This is a genomic window from Muricaecibacterium torontonense, assembly GCF_004793925.1.
Taxonomy (GTDB): Bacteria; Actinomycetota; Coriobacteriia; order Coriobacteriales; family Atopobiaceae; genus Leptogranulimonas; species Leptogranulimonas caecicola.
Window position 1 is genome coordinate 128,768 of the sequence record NZ_SRYE01000001.1, and the last position, 15,485, is coordinate 144,252.

Annotated in this window: 16 protein-coding genes; 4 read left to right on the forward strand and 12 right to left on the reverse strand. The window is 62.0% G+C overall.

Annotated elements, in window-relative coordinates; translation table 11 throughout:
• Nucleotides 1–130 precede the first annotated feature (130 nt).
• From E5334_RS00605 to E5334_RS00625, 5 genes are all read right to left on the reverse strand, one after another.
• Nucleotides 131–568, reverse strand: coding sequence for an HIT family protein (locus tag E5334_RS00605; RefSeq protein ID WP_136011682.1), 438 nt, complete (start codon nt 566–568; stop codon nt 131–133).
• Nucleotides 569–617: 49 nt separating this feature from the next.
• Entirely contained in the window at nt 618–1,190 is a 573-nt protein-coding gene (locus E5334_RS00610) for an MFS transporter (RefSeq protein WP_338041722.1), read from the reverse strand.
• On the reverse strand, nt 1,109–1,873 hold the full coding sequence (locus tag E5334_RS00615) for an MFS transporter (RefSeq protein WP_136011684.1): 765 nt from the start codon (nt 1,871–1,873) through the stop codon (nt 1,109–1,111). Before E5334_RS00615 ends, E5334_RS00610 begins: the two co-directional genes overlap by 82 nt.
• A 94-nt stretch (nt 1,874–1,967) precedes the next feature.
• On the reverse strand, nt 1,968–2,918 hold the full coding sequence (locus tag E5334_RS00620; protein WP_136011685.1) for a C-terminal binding protein: 951 nt from the start codon (nt 2,916–2,918) through the stop codon (nt 1,968–1,970).
• A 38-nt stretch (nt 2,919–2,956) separates the two neighbouring features.
• The gene (locus tag E5334_RS00625; protein WP_136011686.1) at nt 2,957–3,718 is read right to left on the reverse strand and encodes an SDR family NAD(P)-dependent oxidoreductase; all 762 of its coding nucleotides are present in this window, start codon (nt 3,716–3,718) and stop codon (nt 2,957–2,959) included.
• 502 nt (nt 3,719–4,220) lie between these two features.
• Between E5334_RS00625 and E5334_RS00630 the strand changes: the two genes are divergently transcribed.
• Both E5334_RS00630 and eda read left to right on the forward strand, forming a co-directional pair.
• On the forward strand, nt 4,221–5,186 hold the full coding sequence (locus E5334_RS00630) for a sugar kinase (protein ID WP_136011687.1): 966 nt from the start codon (nt 4,221–4,223) through the stop codon (nt 5,184–5,186).
• Nucleotides 5,187–5,190: 4 nt separating this feature from the next.
• Nucleotides 5,191–5,844, forward strand: a complete 654-nt coding sequence (eda, locus tag E5334_RS00635; RefSeq protein WP_136011688.1) for a bifunctional 4-hydroxy-2-oxoglutarate aldolase/2-dehydro-3-deoxy-phosphogluconate aldolase — start codon at nt 5,191–5,193, stop codon at nt 5,842–5,844.
• Between the two features lie 184 nt (nt 5,845–6,028).
• Here eda and E5334_RS00640 read toward each other — a convergent pair whose 3' ends face one another.
• From E5334_RS00640 to E5334_RS00650, 3 genes are all read right to left on the reverse strand, one after another.
• On the reverse strand, nt 6,029–6,769 hold the full coding sequence (locus E5334_RS00640) for a GntR family transcriptional regulator (RefSeq protein ID WP_136011689.1): 741 nt from the start codon (nt 6,767–6,769) through the stop codon (nt 6,029–6,031).
• A complete protein-coding gene (locus E5334_RS00645; RefSeq protein WP_136011690.1) occupies nt 6,770–8,275 on the reverse strand; it encodes a polysaccharide deacetylase family protein in 1,506 nt (501 codons plus the stop codon).
• Nucleotides 8,276–8,479: 204 nt separating this feature from the next.
• The gene (locus tag E5334_RS00650; protein WP_136011691.1) at nt 8,480–9,586 is read right to left on the reverse strand and encodes a PRC-barrel domain-containing protein; all 1,107 of its coding nucleotides are present in this window, start codon (nt 9,584–9,586) and stop codon (nt 8,480–8,482) included.
• On the opposite strand from E5334_RS00650, the gene E5334_RS08680 reads away from it, so the two are divergent.
• Nucleotides 9,585–9,713: a hypothetical protein gene (locus E5334_RS08680; protein WP_265591799.1), complete on the forward strand. Its 129-nt coding sequence runs from the start codon at nt 9,585–9,587 to the stop codon at nt 9,711–9,713. The genes E5334_RS00650 and E5334_RS08680 overlap by 2 nt on opposite strands.
• A 670-nt stretch (nt 9,714–10,383) precedes the next feature.
• Here E5334_RS08680 and E5334_RS00655 read toward each other — a convergent pair.
• From E5334_RS00655 to E5334_RS00670, 4 genes are all read right to left on the reverse strand, one after another.
• On the reverse strand, nt 10,384–10,821 hold the full coding sequence (locus tag E5334_RS00655; RefSeq protein ID WP_136011692.1) for a YtxH domain-containing protein: 438 nt from the start codon (nt 10,819–10,821) through the stop codon (nt 10,384–10,386).
• Nucleotides 10,822–11,197: 376 nt separating this feature from the next.
• Nucleotides 11,198–11,941, reverse strand: a complete 744-nt coding sequence (locus tag E5334_RS00660) for a cyanophycin synthetase family protein (protein ID WP_136011693.1) — start codon at nt 11,939–11,941, stop codon at nt 11,198–11,200.
• A gap of 389 nt (nt 11,942–12,330) precedes the next feature.
• Entirely contained in the window at nt 12,331–14,028 is a 1,698-nt protein-coding gene (gene pgi, locus E5334_RS00665; RefSeq protein ID WP_136011694.1) for a glucose-6-phosphate isomerase, read from the reverse strand.
• Between the two features lie 294 nt (nt 14,029–14,322).
• Complete coding sequence (locus tag E5334_RS00670; RefSeq protein ID WP_136011695.1) at nt 14,323–14,877, reverse strand: hypothetical protein; 555 nt, start codon at nt 14,875–14,877, stop codon at nt 14,323–14,325.
• A 249-nt stretch (nt 14,878–15,126) separates the two neighbouring features.
• On the opposite strand from E5334_RS00670, the gene trxA reads away from it, so the two are divergent.
• Nucleotides 15,127–15,447, forward strand: a complete 321-nt coding sequence (gene trxA, locus E5334_RS00675) for a thioredoxin (protein ID WP_136011696.1) — start codon at nt 15,127–15,129, stop codon at nt 15,445–15,447.
• Nucleotides 15,448–15,485: the final 38 nt, after the last annotated feature.

Below are 15,485 nucleotides of genomic sequence, written 5' to 3' on the forward strand. Positions count from 1 at the left end.
GATCGGCTTGACCACCGGGATTAGGCCCGGAGCACCCCCTTCTGTCTGCATACGCATGCGAAAAGCCGGTCTGCCTCGCAAGGCAGGCCGGCTCAGCAGACGGGCCATGTTGTGAGACTGGGCAGAAACGTCAGTCCTCCAGCGCGGCAAGGATCTTCTTGCCCAGCTCGTCATACTCGGCTTGCGTGAGGGCCACGCGGCCGGGATTCATGGCGAAGACGTCGCCCCACTCGTAGTCGTCATCGGAGTACTTGGGCACCAGGTGGAAATGCAGATGGTGCATGAGGTCGCCGTAGGCGCCAAAGTTGATCTTCTGGGGCGCGAAGGCCTTGTGCAGGGCGGCGGCCACGCGACGCACGTCGGCCATGTAGGCCAGGGCCTCTTCCTCAGAGAGGTCGGAGATGTCGTCCACGTGCTGCTTGGCGGCTACGATAACGCGACCCGGATGACTCTGCTCCTTGAAGAGGATCAGGTTGGAATTATCCAGCTCAGCCAGGGGAATGCCGTAGGCGTCCATGAGGCTAGGGTCGTCCCAGGTCATGCAATAGGCACAGGTTTCGTCTTTCATGAGATCCTCCTTCGCGAGGATGATTGGAGTTAAATGCTGCCGAGAAACCCTACTCGGCCTTTGCGCCCGCTTTAGCCAGCTTGAGGCGGGCAACCTTGGAGCGATGAGCGTTCAAGATCAGGGAATCTGCCAGACCCAGTACGCCAAAGCACGCCATCACGACAAGCACGGTGGCCAGAGAGCCCACCGCCTGCACCAGCACGCCGGAGCCCATGGAGCCCACCAGGGCGGCAAAGATGCCGTAGGAGTTGACCACTGCCAGGTTCTCGGCGAAGTTGGCCTGACCCCAGACCTTGCGCACCACAAAGGCCATGGTGACGATGACGGCGCCCCAGGCCAAGCCGGTGACCAGACAGCCGGCGATCTGAATAGGAATGGAGCCAGTCACCTGGGCGGCCAGCATGATGAGGGCGCCGGCCACAGACAAGCAGGCGGTGCCCACCATAAAGGGGGCGCGGCCAATGCGGTCCAGCAGGGTGCCGCCAACAAGGCGCCCCAGGCCAGAGCCGATGTTCACAAAGCCAATGACAAAGGCGGCGGTCACGGCGTCGGCGCCCAGGCTGGTGGGAAACTCGCGGCCGATGCCGGTGGTCGCCATACCCACCGCACCCAGCAAGAACATCCACAGGTAGAAGAAGTAGAACGTGGGGTCGCGGAACAGCTCGTGGGTGGGCAGGTGCCGGCGGCGTTGCCGGCGTTGTCGCCCACCGCTTTGGAGGCGGGAAGCTGAGCGGCCTCCTCAGGCGAGGGCATGTGGATGACGATAGAGCTGGCAAACACCAGGCCCGAGAAGATCACCGCCATGGCCACAAACACGATTCGCCAGTCCATGACGGTGTAGAGCTGCGTGAGCACGGGGCCCAGCACAAAGCCGCCCAGGCCGTAGCCCATGAGGCAGACGCCTTGAGCCATGCCGGTCTTGTCTGGGTACCAGGCGGTGATGGTAGGCACGATGACGTTGTAGACGAAGCCGATGCCCACCGAGGCGATGACGCCGTAGGTGCACCAGACCGCAGGAAGGCTGGCAGCACCGTCTACCAAAGCAGAGCCAATGAAGCCCACCAGCAAGAACGCGATGGCCACGGTCATCACAAAGCGCACGTTGTGGCGCTTCAGGAGCTTGCCTGCCACCAGATTGCCAATGGTGAAAGAGATCATGGACAGGGCAAAGATCACCGTCATGCCGGAGACCGACCAGTCAAACTGGGCTTTGAGGGGCGCCATGACCACTGAGTAGCCGTAGATGAGGCCTAAAAACAGCAGCGTGATGGTGCCCACTATCAAAATGGGGATGCGCTTGCGCATAAGGTCCCTCCTTTAGGGGAGTCATGCATAGGCGTCACGCGCCCTGCGAGCTGCAGGGAGACTGCGCCTCCCTGCAGCTCGCAGGCTTTGCGCACTATGCCAGATGGTTCACGGGATAGCGGATGGGCTTGCCGGTTGCGAAGGCCACGGCCTCCTCGGCCACTTTGGAGTTGAGCTCGTCTGCGGCCTCCTCGGAGTACCAAGCCATGTGAGGGGTGACCAGCAGGTTGTCATGGGCAAAGAGAGGGTTGCCGGGTTCCACGGGCTCGTTGTCCATGCAGTCCAGGGCAGCGCCGGCGATCTGGCCCTCGTTCAAGGCCACTTCGAGATCGGCCTCGTTCACGATGCCGCCGCGGGCCACGTTGATAAGGTAGGCGGTATTCTTCATGCGGGCGAAGGCGTCCTTGTTGAACATGTCCATGGCATGCTCAGGCGGGCAGTGCACAGAGATCACGTCGGCATTTGCCATAAGCTCGTCCAGCTCCACCTGCTTCACAAAGGCAAACTCCTCGCCGGGGGTGAAGTAAGGGTCGTAGCCAATGACCTTCATGCCCAGGGCATGGGCGCGCTTGGCAAACTCGCGGCCGATGCGGCCTAGGCCAATGACCCCGCAGGTGAGGTCGGAAAGGCGATGGATGGGCATGGACTTGGTGTAGTCCCAGCCCACATGCTTGGTGTACTCGTTCATGTACACCACCTTGCGCAGCAGCGCCATCATGAGGGCGATGGCTTGGTCTGCCACTTCGTTCATGCCGTAGTCGGGCACGTTCTCCACCTGCACGCCGTGCTCGGTGCAGGCCTCGACGTCCACATTGTTCACACCCACGCCATAGCGCACCACGAGCTTGAGGTTGGGCAGGGCCTCTACCACCTTGCGGGTGATAGGCGCGTACTGGTTGAGGAAGATCTCGCCGTCGGCACAGCGCTCGATGACGTCGTCCTCGGTGACGCATTGCTCCAGGCGAAAGGGAACGCCCGCAGCGTCGAGGATGGCCTTCTCGGTATCGATGTTGGCGTGATCGTTGTCAGTGATGATGACCTGCATGATGTAAGGGCTCCTTCAAATATCTATGGCAATTGACACTATTTGACCAGGTAGCCGCCGTCTACAGGAATCACCGCGCCATTCAGATAGTCAGAGGCGGCGGAGGCCAGGAAAATGGCGGCGCCCTTCATGTCGTCGCCGGTGCCCCAACGGTGGGCCGGGATGCGGTCGGTGATCTCCTTGTAGCGGGGATTGGTGGGGTCGGTGAGGGCGGTGTTCATGTCGGTGTCCATGTAGCCGGGGGCGATGGCGTTTACATTGATGCCCTTGGAGGCCCACTCGTTGCACAGGGCCTTGGTGAGCTGCGCGACGGCGCCCTTGGATGCGGCGTAGGCGGGCACAGTGAAGCCGCCAAAGAAGGTGAGCATGGAAGCCAGGTTGATGATCTTGCCGTGGCCCTGGGCGATGAAGGTGTTGCCGGCCAGCTGGCAGAGCTCGAAGGTGGCGTTGAGGTTCACGTTGATGACCCAGTCCCAGTCCTCGAAGGGGAACTCCTCGGAGGGGTGACGGGCCTGCACGCCGGCGCAGTTCACCAGGATGTCCAGGCCGCCCATCTCGCGCACGGCCTCGTCATAGGCCTCCTTGCAGGCCACGCGGTCGCCAATGTCCACGATGATGCCGCGGCAGTCGAATCCCTTGGCGCAGAACTCGGCGGCCACGGTCTTCGCCGACTCGCCGGTGCCAAAAATGGTCACTGCCGCGCCGGCCTCCATGAGGCCCTCGGCGATGCCGCGACCCAAGCCGCGCGTGCCTCCGGTGACGGTGGCCTTCTTGCCGGAAAGATCGAAAAGGGAAGTCATCTGTTCCTCCTTAGAGTGGGGCCGCACCTGCGGTCCTGCATGAAGTGGCAAGAGCCTGGCGTGTGTGAGAGGCATCCCAACATCTATATGCCGAGAAACCCTTACGCCTGAGGTTGCCTCCCTTGGGTGGGCTGCAACACCTTTTGGCTCCTAGTTGGCCGCGGGCGATGTGCCGTTGGTCCGTTGGCTAGTTATATATTTCTATCTGGGAGCCCTTAGGTGTCTTTCAGGCGGCAGACGGTGGTATTTCAGTGGCGAGCGGTAGTTCAAGATGTGCTCAGAAAGCGTCATGACAATAGATTATGCAGTGTTTTTTCTCTCTATACCTGGGATTACCTTAATATACATCGCATTTTCCACAGCGTTTTCAGCTGACTCAATCCTTCGTGGAAATGCGCTCCATAACACAAAAGTTGGGCATTGTGCTCCTCAAGCTCTTCCAAGCGTGGAAATATATAACCAACACGCCTCAGAGGCATCGTTTCGCGAAAGGAGCTATCCCATGCCCAAAAACGTCCTGCTCGTGGGAGAGCCCATGGGCTTATTCATCGCCGACAATCCCGGACCCCTGGAAGACGTCGGCAGCTACACCTTTGCCATTGCCGGAGCCGAGTTCAACGTGGCCGTGGGCCTCACCCGCCTAGGCCACGAGGCCGCCTTCCTCACCAAACTGGGCCCCGACCCCTTTGGCGCCCGCATCTTGAAGCTCATGGCAGAGATCGGCATCGACACCTCCCAGGTGATCAAGACCACCGAGCGCAACACAGGCTTCATGCTCAAGAGCCAGGTGACCTCAGGCGACCCCGAGATCTACTACTTCCGCGCCGGCTCGGCAGCCAGCACCCTGAGCCCTGAGGACCTCGTAAACGTCGATCTCTCCCAATGCGCCCTAGTGCACCTCACGGGCATTCTGCCTGCGCTTTCCGACTCCTGCCGCGCCGCCACCCTCGACCTCATGGGCCAAGCCAAAGACGCCGGCGTGGCCATCTCCTTCGACTGCAACCTGCGCCCGCAGCTTTGGCCCGACACCCACACCATGGTGGACACCACCAACGCCCTCGCGGCCCTCTCAGACATCTTCTTGCCCGGCATCAATGAGTGCGAAGTGCTGCTGGGCACCACAGACGAGCAGGCGGCTGCCGCCCATTACCTTGAGGCTGGCTCCAAGCTGGTCATCGTCAAGCTGGGCGCCAAGGGGGCTTACTGGGCCTCAGCCACAGGCGAGAGCGGCTATGTGCCCGGCTTTTATGTGGACACCATCGTGGATACCGTGGGCGCCGGTGACGGTTTTGCAGCCGGTGTCATCTCTGCCTTGTTGGAGCACGCCTCCATTCCCGAGGCCGTGCGCCGCGGCTGCGCCATAGGCGCCATCCAGCTCACCAGCCGCGGAGACAACGAGGGCTTGCCTTGCCGCGAGGCGCTGGAAGCCTTCATGAACGATCCGGCCCACGCGCCCCAGGAGGCCTAAAGCCATGTCCACCTATGCCACGAATCCCCAGGTCACCAACGTGCTCGACCGCCTGGAAGAGATCGCCATCATCCCGGTGATCACCATCGACAATCCGGCCTTCGCCGTGCCGCTGGCCCGCGCCCTGGTGGCCGGGGGCCTGCCTGCTGCCGAAGTCACCTTTCGCACCCCCTGCGCCGCCGAGTGCATCGCCCGCATGGCCGCAGAAGTCCCCGAGCTTTTGGTAGGCGCCGGCACCGTGCTGGATGTACCTACCACCCAGACCGCCCTCGAAGCGGGCGCCCGATTCATCGTGAGCCCCGGTCTGGCCGAAGACTCCGTCGCCTACTGCGTTGACCACAACGTCCCCGTGGTACCCGGCCTCTCCACCCCTTCCGAGCTCATGCGAGCCCTGCGACTAGGCGTCACCCACGTCAAGCTCTTCCCCGCCGAGCTCTCTGGCGGCACCGCCGCCCTCCACGCCATGGGCGGTCCCTTCCCCCAGGTCAAGTTCATGTGCACCGGCGGCATCAAGCCCACCAATGCGCCCGCCTACCTGGCTGCCCCCAACGTCTTTTGCGTGGGCGGCACCTGGGTCGCCCCCGCCGACGTGGTCTCCGCCGGCGACTTTGCCACCGTGGAGCGCCTGGTACGCGAGGCGTCCACCCTCATCTCTTAGCCCTCGCATCCCACCCCACGGGCACAACCCTGAGGGCCTCGGGTTTCTCGGCAGCCCCTATTTCCTGCCGAGAAAAGCTTCTTCCTCACAGAAACGCACCTCCAGGTTCTGCCCCCTGGAGGTGCATTGTTTTGTGAAGCGAGGTTGTGGGACGGAGTGAGCTGGTGGCGCCGCGGGGTGGCAGTCAGACGAAGTACTCCGGGTGATCCACCATGAGGCGGTCGATGAAGCGGCGGTAGCCCTTGAGGTGGGCGTCCACCATGTCATAGATGTCGATGACAGGCACGTCACCGGTCTCCAGAATGTCGAGGATGAAGTCGTGCTCCCCTACCATGAGGCGCTCGTAGCCCAGGACCAGGCCCATGTAACGCACTCGGTCGAACTGGGCCGAGACCATGCGGTTTGCCTGCCACACCAACTCGTTTCCCGTGTGGGTGTAGAGCAGGTGGTGAAACTGGTCGTCAACTGCCACCACCTCGCGGGGGTTTGCGCCCTGGCGGGCCATGAGTTCCTGATGCTCGATGTTGGTGGCGAAGTCGGCCCGCTGCTCAGGGGTAAGGCGGCCCTGAAGCTGGGCGATGAGCAAGGGTTCCACTGCGGTGCGCGCAAAGCGACCTTGGGCATGGACCTCCATGTCGATGAGGGAGACGAAGGTGGCGCGCTTAGGGGCCACATAGACCAGATGGGCCTCGATGAGGCGCTTGATGGCCTCGTGCACTGGGGTGCGCGAGACATCTAGGCGGCTGGCCAGATCCGGCTCGCGCAGAATGGCCCCCGGCGGCATATAGAGCATCTGGATGTTGTGCAGCAGCACGCGGTAGCACCAGTCGGCCGCCTGCTCTTTGGGTTCGCGCTCCAGAAGATGCATGCAAGACGCAGCGTCGATGGACGTCTCGATGCGATGTGCTATGCCTTCAGAGCTCATTTAGGCGTCGCCCAGCTCAGTTGGCCAGACGCAGCCTTCGGGCAGCGTGGCATTGCCGGAAGCAATGTCCTGGGGCACATTGGGGTCCGAAGCCAGCAGCTCGTCGACAGTCACCAGCTTGTAGCCGTCTGCTTGCAAGCGCTCGATGATGGTGGGGAGCGCCTGCACGTCCTGCTCGCGGTTGCCGCCGCCGTCGTGCATGAGGATGATGGATCCTGGCCCGATGCCTGCCAGCGCGTTGTCCACGATGGTGGATGCGCCGGGGCGCTTCCAATCCAAGGTGTCCTGGGTCCAGAGAACCGACAGGCTCATGAGGCCGCCAGACTCAAGCCAGGTGCGCTGCTTGAAGTCGCCGTAAGGCGGGCGGATGACGGTAGTCTTCACACCGGTAGCCTTATCGATCTCAGTAAAGGTGGCAGTGAGCTCTTGCTGGAGCTTCTCGGCACCTAAAAGCGGCAGTTGCTGATGGGTCTGGGTATGGCTGGCCAGCTGCATGCCCGCATCCACGATGGCTTTGGCGGTATCGGGGTAGTTGGCGATGTTGTCGCCCAGGTTGAAGAAGGTGGCCTTGGCGTCGTAGCGCTTGAGGATGTCCAGGTACTGCTGGGTGTACTCGGAAGGGCCGTCGTCGAAGGTAAGCGCCACAAGCTTCTCGCCGTTGGCCGGCTCCACCATGCGGGCCGCGATGATGCAGTTTTGCACCTCTTGCTTGACATCGCCCTGGGCGGTCTCGCCGGAGCGCTTGCCGGTGCGCATCTCGATTTGGCCCACCTTGCCCCACTGCTTGACATAAGAGACCGAGCCCCACGCGCCCTCCATAACCAGCTTGGGCTGCTCTTCGACGATTTGGGAGTCGTACTCCTCTGTGGTGTCGGTACCGTCGCCCAGGGTGAGGTCTTCGCCTCCCTGAATGCGGTAGGAGCCAGCCTCCTGGGGAGCCATGTCTTGGTCGCCCAGCTTGGCCGAATAGGCGTTGCCCGCACCCTGCTCAAGCACATCGCCCTTGACGCTCAAGAGATCGCCGGGGGCGTAGGAGAGCCCCTTGTCGCGCATGAGCTGGTCGATGGTGGTACCCACCTTGACGGTGGCCTCCTGGCCGTTGAGGTTGAAAGTCACATTGCGGTTGAACCAGGCCAGCGCTGCCATGCCGCCGATGGCGGCGAAGATAAGGACGATGACCAGGATGGCCCGGTTGCGCTTTTGTTTTGATATTTTATGCTTGCCGCCGCCCACCTCACGCACCGGCTTGAAGCCATGAGCCGTGTGCCCAATGGGGGCGTCGCTGGAAAGCACCGGATTGGGAGCTGGAGCCCTGTAGCCAGTCTGAGCTGCACCTTCTTTGGAATCAAGGTAGGGATTGGCGCCCGTGTGCTGAGCTGCGGGATTGGCCTGATTGCGAGGATCTGCCCCCGGGGCTTTGACGTGCTTGGGCGCGGGATTGTCGGCGCGGTGGGAGGCCTTGTGACGACTATGATCTGCGGCGCGATGGCGTGGCTGTTGGCTCATGAATCAATCCGTTCTCATAACACGGGCGGAACCGCCCGGTAGTTCTTAGAGTAGCGCGAAGCTGTGACCAAGGCATGTGTGCCTAGTTCCAAAGGGCTTACAAAGCTGTTAGCTCTTGCCAGAAAGTGCGGCTTACAACTGGAATTTTGTACCCATTAGGGATAAAGGATTGCCCTGGGGACCTCCATGATTGCAAGTCGAGGATCACTTGCTGGCCTCATCAAACTCTTTGAGGAAGCTCTTGAACATGCCTTTGGTGCGCCCCAGCTGCTTGCCCACAGCCTTGGCGGCCTTGTCTGCCGTGGTGGCCTGCGGGGCTGCCTTCTTTTTTCCGGCGGACGCGCCGGGTCCGGAAGGCTTAGAGGCCTCCGGCTTAGTGCCGGGGGCCTTAGGCGTCGCAGCTGCTCTGGCCTTGCTGTCCTTAGAAGAGGCGCCAGCGCGAGCGGGCGAGGGCTTCTCGGCAGAAGAAGTTTTGGAAGCCGAGGCAGGCGCATAGGTAGGGGGAGTGGGCGTCTGGGTCTCACCGGAGAGCTTTTGAGGCGCGGGCGGCTTTTCCACCTGCACGTCCAGAGCTTTGGCAGGGGCGGCGGGAGCCTCTTCCTCGTCGTCTGCCAGGGCTTCTGATAAGGAACGCTTGGCAGAGCCCAACGCACGGCCCAGGGCGAAGGATCCCTTGTCCAGGGCGTCGCCGGCCACTTTACCTGCTTTAGCCGCGGCTTTTTTGCCAGCCACCTGAGCCTGGCCAAAACCCTCGCCAGCCTTGGCCATGATGCCGCCGGTGAGCTGGACCTGGGCGGCCTCGGGCTTCACCACCATAGTGCCTTTGGAGTAGCCCACCAAAAGGTTGGCCGGCAGGGGCACAGAGCCTACCAGCGTAGCGGCCATGGCGCCGTCGGTGACATAGAGCGTGTCGAGGGCGCCTGTCTTCCAATCGAAGGAGCAGTCGGCCACGTAGCCCAGCGAAGCGCCGTCCTGGGACACCACGTCCATGCCGCCCCAGATGATGCATTTATCCAAATCGAGACGGAGCGCCTTGGCAGCGGCTTCGTCGGTAGGGGTGCCGTCCTTGATGAGGAGGCCGCCCTCGAAGGTGGTAAAGCCGCTAAGGGGTACGAAGAGATCCTCGCGCTTGATCATGCCAGCCACGTCCGGGCGCTTGACCATGAGCCCCACGACCTGAAGCCCATCAGGAGAAAAGACCAGGTTGTGGACCTTGCCTATGCGCTTGGGAGCAGCGGGGGTGCCGTCGGTGCGCGTCTTTTTGGAGGCAGGCCGGGGCTGAAAAACCTTCTGACCTATAAGCTGTTCCATGGTTAACATTTCTACATCCAAAGTCTCGGCGTGGTGCCGCTATTCTACCGTGACCGTGCAGAGTGCGGCGCGCTCAGGAACGCTTTTGGGCGAGATTCACGGCGACGTCCACGGCCGTGAAATTTAGGGAGATGTAGGCCGCAGGCTTGCGGGCGGCAGCCTGGGCAGAAAGCGTGCGATGAGCCTGGGGCTTGCGGGTCCGGGAACTCTCGATTTAGAGGCGGCGGCCGGGGGGGTGCCAATGTATGACATTTGATTAGTGGATTCACGCTCCACCGAGCTTTCGCGACCTGGGGTTTTGTGAACTCAAGCTTGGATTTAAGCCCGAACGCACGCCTAATGCCCCTAAAACCTACCAATCAAATTAGTTACTGTTGAACATAGGCCATCGATGACGCGCATCTGGCTACCTGAGGGCCGTTTAGCGCCATACCCTAAGAAACCTACTCGCTTCATGGGATTAACTACGTGGATTCACGTAGCTAATGTTTTTCGCGACCTGGAGTTTTAGGTTTCACTACGTGAATTCACGTAGTGAAACCGCCAAATTGGCTCCAAAATCCACGTAGCAAAACAGTCTCAGCAGTCCGGCCAGCCATACCAGCCCTACCAACCCCACCGGCTCGCAGCTCCACCAACCCTCGCCACCAAAAAGCCCGAGGCACCGGCAGGTGACTCGGGCTTTGCAGCTCGCACTAAAAACCGTAGCTCAGCGGATCGTCGCTCGACCTAACGCCGTAGCCTTGGGCAGCCGCAGCCTAGCGGCAAATCCCAGCCCAGCGGCTCGCCGGAAAGGCCTAGCCCTCGACGGGCTCCACCTTGGCATCCACGGGCTTCTCGGCAGGAGCAGGGGTGGCAGCGGAAGCGGGAGCTGCGGCCTCTGCCTGTTGGGCGACGTTGTTGAGGGCGTCCTGGACGCTGGCCGAAGCCTGGTTCACAGAGTCAGACAGCGAAGAGCGCAGCTGATCCATGCGCTCGCGAGCCAGATCGACCTTGGCGCGCAGCTCGTCAGTCTTTGCAGAGACGGCAGGAGACACGTTGTTGAGCTTGCTGGCTACCTGGTCGGCGCCCTTCTCGTAGGCGTCGACAGCCTTGTCCCATACATCATTCATGGAATCTGCCGCCATGGCGCGGGTCTCCTCGCCAGAGCGCGGGGCCAGCAGCAGGCCGCACACCGCGCCGATACCAGCACCCACCACGGCGCCAAACACAAACCCAAGTCCACCCTTAGCCATCATATCCTCCTTGTGTGCCGCCCTCCGAAGAGGCGAATTAGGTGCAGACCCGCTCATGCAGGCCGCCCTGCGGTCTTTGATCACGCATCTCTACTAACGATGACGCACTCACTCGGCTACGTCCACTTCACTGATGCACTTGTATACCCAGTTTAGCCAGGGCCTCTCCTACGCCTTTTTAGGTTGGGCGTCTTTTAGAAAATTCCCTCAATTACCAAAAGCACCTTCACTGCTCGCGCAGCGCCCACCTCACGACTGCATCACGCCATTCGCGCTGTGTCCAAGATGCTCTGGCAGCAGCAGGGCCTCGCTTGCGCCACTTCGCCTTGTCGAGAAACCCGCGCCCTCAGCTGCTGGCACCCCATTGGGAAAAGCGCTAGTCCATGTCTTGGGGATCCTGAGTTGCAGCTGGCGCACGGTCGATGACCATCTCTGCGGTCTCCGTGGCCGAAGGGACAGCCTCCGCCTGAGCCTCAACGACCTCTGCGGGTTGCGGAACCTCGGGCGCCTGCGGGGCCTCTGGCATCTGCGGCGCTTCCTGGTCCTGGGCGGCTTCATCCAGCTCGGCGACAGTATCGATTTCTGCCTCGTCCACCGGCTCGATGGCGGCGTCCTCAGACGTCTCAGCATCGTCTTCCGGCGACGCGAAGGCCGCCTGGGTGAGGTCCACCAAGCCCTGGACGATAGCGGGAACGTTGGGCTCGGTGCCGGGATTGGCGCCGCTATAGGCCCACTGCAAGATCCAGGCTGCCGAGGAAAGCGCCCCCGCCACCAACACGTCGTCAGGGCAGGCTAACGTGACGGTGTAGGTGCGATCCACATCCGTTGGAGCCGTGCGCCCGTGACTCATATCGCCCGCCATGTTGGTTTGAGCCAAAAGCTCCAGGGTGACATGCTCCAGCAGATGGGCCAGCTCCGTGTCTCCCATAGCGTCCTGGAAAGTGGTGCCGGCGTCACCTAGGCAGGCATGGTTGGCGATCTCTGGCATGAGCCAGTAGACATGGGCAGTGGCCTCTACATCCTCCGAGGTCATGAGGGGTGCGCCATCAGCGATGCGCACGGTTGCGATGAGATCTCTAGGCCCTATGACCACCTGCTGGATATCGATAAGCTGCGCCACGGCCGGCCTCCTGCCTGAATGCGCCCTCACGGGCTCATGGTTGAGTTCATTGTCCTCATTCTAACAGGGGCACTGGGGGCGCCTGCGACCCACAAAATATCTCACCTAAGAAGCCAAGAACCCTGTTGCCGTTGGTGACAACAGGGTTCTATAAGCGCAGGGCCGCGCAGGGCCGCAAGGGCCGGCTCTAAGAACTCCAAAGAGCAAAGAGGTTACCCTTTGCAGCACTGGAAAAAGCTGCTGCATATGCTACATTAATGCGTTACTAAAGTAGCATTTTCTACCACGTTAGTAACACTATTTGTAGCCAACGCAGTAAGTTTTCAGAGGGGCGCAAACCCCTCTTTGCCGGCCGCATTTACGCGCACCAGCAGCACGTCGCACGGCACCTACCACACGCGATTCTCGCGGTAGAACCCAATGAGGCTCTGGGTGGAAGCGTCCTGCTCGGCCAGAGCGGCGTCGGACTCAGAGAGTGCCGGGGTAATCTGCTTGGCCAGCTGCTTGCCCAGCTCAACGCCCCACTGATCGTAGGAGTCGATGCCCCAGACGGCGCCTTCCACAAAGGTAATGTGCTCGTAGATGGCAATGAGCTCGCCCAGGGAGAAGGGAGTCAGCGCCACGCCAAAAATGGAGGTGGTAGGACGGTTGCCTTCAAAGACGCGGGCGGGGACGATCTGTTCGGGAGTGCCCTCGGCGCGCACCTCGTCGGCCGTCTTGCCAAAGGCCAAGGCCTTGGTCTGAGCCAAGAAGTTGCCCAAGAAAAGCTCCTGGACGTCCTGGTCGCCGTCGCGGGTGGGGTTGGGGGTGTTCACAAAAGCGATGAAGTCGGCAGGGATCATCGAGGTGCCCTGGTGCAGCAGCTGATAGAAGGCGTGCTGGCCGTTGGTGCCCGGCTCGCCCCAGAACACCTCGCCGGTGTGGCAGGTGACGGGGGTGCCGTCCCAGCGCACGGACTTGCCGTTGGATTCCATGGTGAGCTGCTGGAGGTAGGCCGGGAAGCGGGAGAGGTACTGGTTGTAGGGCAGCACGGCGTGGCTGTAGCTCTTGAAGAAGTCCACGTACCACACGTTCATGAGACCCATGAGGGCGATGGCGTTCTGGCGCAGCGGAGTGTTGGCAAAGTAGCGGTCCATGGCGTTCATGCCTGCCAGGAAGTCCTGGAAGTTGGAGGGACCGAGGACCACGGCCAGGATGGTGCCCACCGCGGAGTCCACCGAGTAGCGGCCGCCCACCCAATTCCAGAAGCCAAAGGCGTTGGCGGGGTCGATGCCAAACTCCTCCACCAGCTTGAGGTTGGTGGACACGGCTACAAAGTGCTGGGACACGGCGTCTTTGCAAGAGACCTCGGAGCCGTCGATGGCGCCGGTCTCGGCCAGCTTGTCCAGCAGCCAGGTGCGGGCCTCACGGGCGTTGGTGATGGTCTCCAGAGTGGTGAAGGTCTTGGACACCACAATGAACATGGTGGTCTCAGGATCCAGGCCGGCCACCTTCATGGCCAGGTCGTTGGGATCGATGTTGGAGATGAAGCGGGCAGAAATGCCTGCGTCGGCATAGGCCTCCAGGGCCTGATAGGCCATGGCCGGACCCAGGTCAGAGCCGCCGATGCCAATGTTCACCACGGTCTTGATGGCCTTGCCAGTAACGCCTTTCCACTCACCGGAGCGGACCTTCTCGGCAAAGTCGTAGATACGGCCCAGGGTCTCGTGCACGTCTGCCACGGCATCCTGGCCGTCCACCATAAGGGTGCCTGCCTCAGAGGCGGGGCGGCGCAGCGCGGTGTGGAGGACGGCGCGGTCCTCGGTGGTGTTGATGTGCTCGCCCGCCAGCATGGCCGAGAAGCGCTCGCGCACGCCCACTGCCTCGCCCAGGTTGGCCAGAAGATCCAAGGTCTTGGAGGTCACCAGGTTTTTAGAGAGGTCGAAGCGCAGGTCCTCGACGTCAAAGGTCATGGAAGGCACGCGCTCGGGATCGGCGCCGAACCAGTCCTTGAGGGAGATGCCCTCCTTTTGAAGCTCGTCAAAGTGCGCTTGCAGGGCCGCCCACTCGGGGGTGGCAACGGCGTCGATAGGCTTGCCAACTGCCATGAATGTTCCCTTCTCCTTCTGGGCGCCGCGACGCTGCCGCAAGCTCCCTTCTCGCGGGGTGCAAGGCCCTCAATTGTGAGGCTCGCCCCCATGGCGAACTGTTTCGCCTCTATGACCTTCAATCTACTCCACGGCGGGACACGCGGCGGCCAACTCGGCAGTCACTGCGGTTTCTACAGATGTGAAACGAACTCGTATGACACTAAGACGCGGCGCCTTGTGGCGTAAGGCGGCGCCTAGCAGGTATGGGGCGGCAGGTCTGCATGCGCCCCTGCAAAGATACTCTCGCGGCGCCTAGTAGGGCTCTCCCAGCGGAGGCAGCTGCTTGAGGTAGGCCCACTGCAGCTGCTTGGCGGCGGGATCGGCCAGAGCCGCCTCGAAGCCGCCTAGATTCAACAGGCGCAGGCCCAGCACCTCGGTCACATAGCCCGGCTGCAACATGGCGCATTCGAGCCTTGGCAGAGCCACAAGCTCGGGGGCGAGGGTTTCTCGGGCCAGGTTGGCCGCCGTCTCGTCGCAAAGGATCACCGTAGAGGGGCTCAAGGCGGCCAGTGCCAGCCGAAAGCCCTCCGGATCCACCGGCGCCCCCGCGGCAGTCACAGCGCTCAGGGCGCACCAGTCTTCCGGGGCATAGCCCAGGCGCTCGAGGGCGGCGTGGAGGGCGGCGCCGTCGGCTCCCGACAAAAGCACGCCACCAGCAGCCTCAGCAGGTCCGGGCTCGCCTTTCACCAGGAGCACCGAAGCGAAGCCGTTACCCGCCAGCACCAAGCCTCGCTGCTCTAGCTGGGCTACCTCTGCAGCAGTTTTGTCGCGAGCCTGGCGGCGGAGTTCTTCTCGGGCAGAAGTCATGGTCCCTCCCTGGGAAAGCGACGGGCAGTGGCGTGAGGTCGGGGCTGCGGCGCGGGCGGGCCGCGAGCGATGTCCCGAAGATTGGCGGAGCGGGCACCCTGTAACTAAGGTACAGTGCAATCGTGCAAGCTTTGTTGGCAAAACCTGCAGGAATCGCCCTTCTCGTATCGTAAACGCGAACTGGTGGGTATGCACCTGTCGGACACACACTGCCAGCTTTTTTAGTTGGCCTACCACCAAGGAGGAATCATGGCAGTCACAGAACTCACTGCTCAGAATTTTGACGAGGTCATCTCAAGCTCAGACAAGCCTGTGCTGGTGGACTTTTGGGCCAGCTGGTGCGGCCCCTGCCGCATGATGTCGCCCATCGTCGACGACCTGGCCGATCAAATGGCATCCGTGCTCAAGGTATGCAAGGTCAACGTCGAGGACAATCAGGATCTGGCCGCCCGCTTCCAGGTCATGTCCATCCCCACGCTCATGCTCTTCAAGGACGGCAAGGCCGTGCACACCGTAGTAGGCGCAGTGCCTCGCGACCGTTTGGTCCAGGAGCTGGCTCAATACCTCTAAGCCAAGCGCCGCCAAGCGGCAGGCGAGCCTCGGCGCCT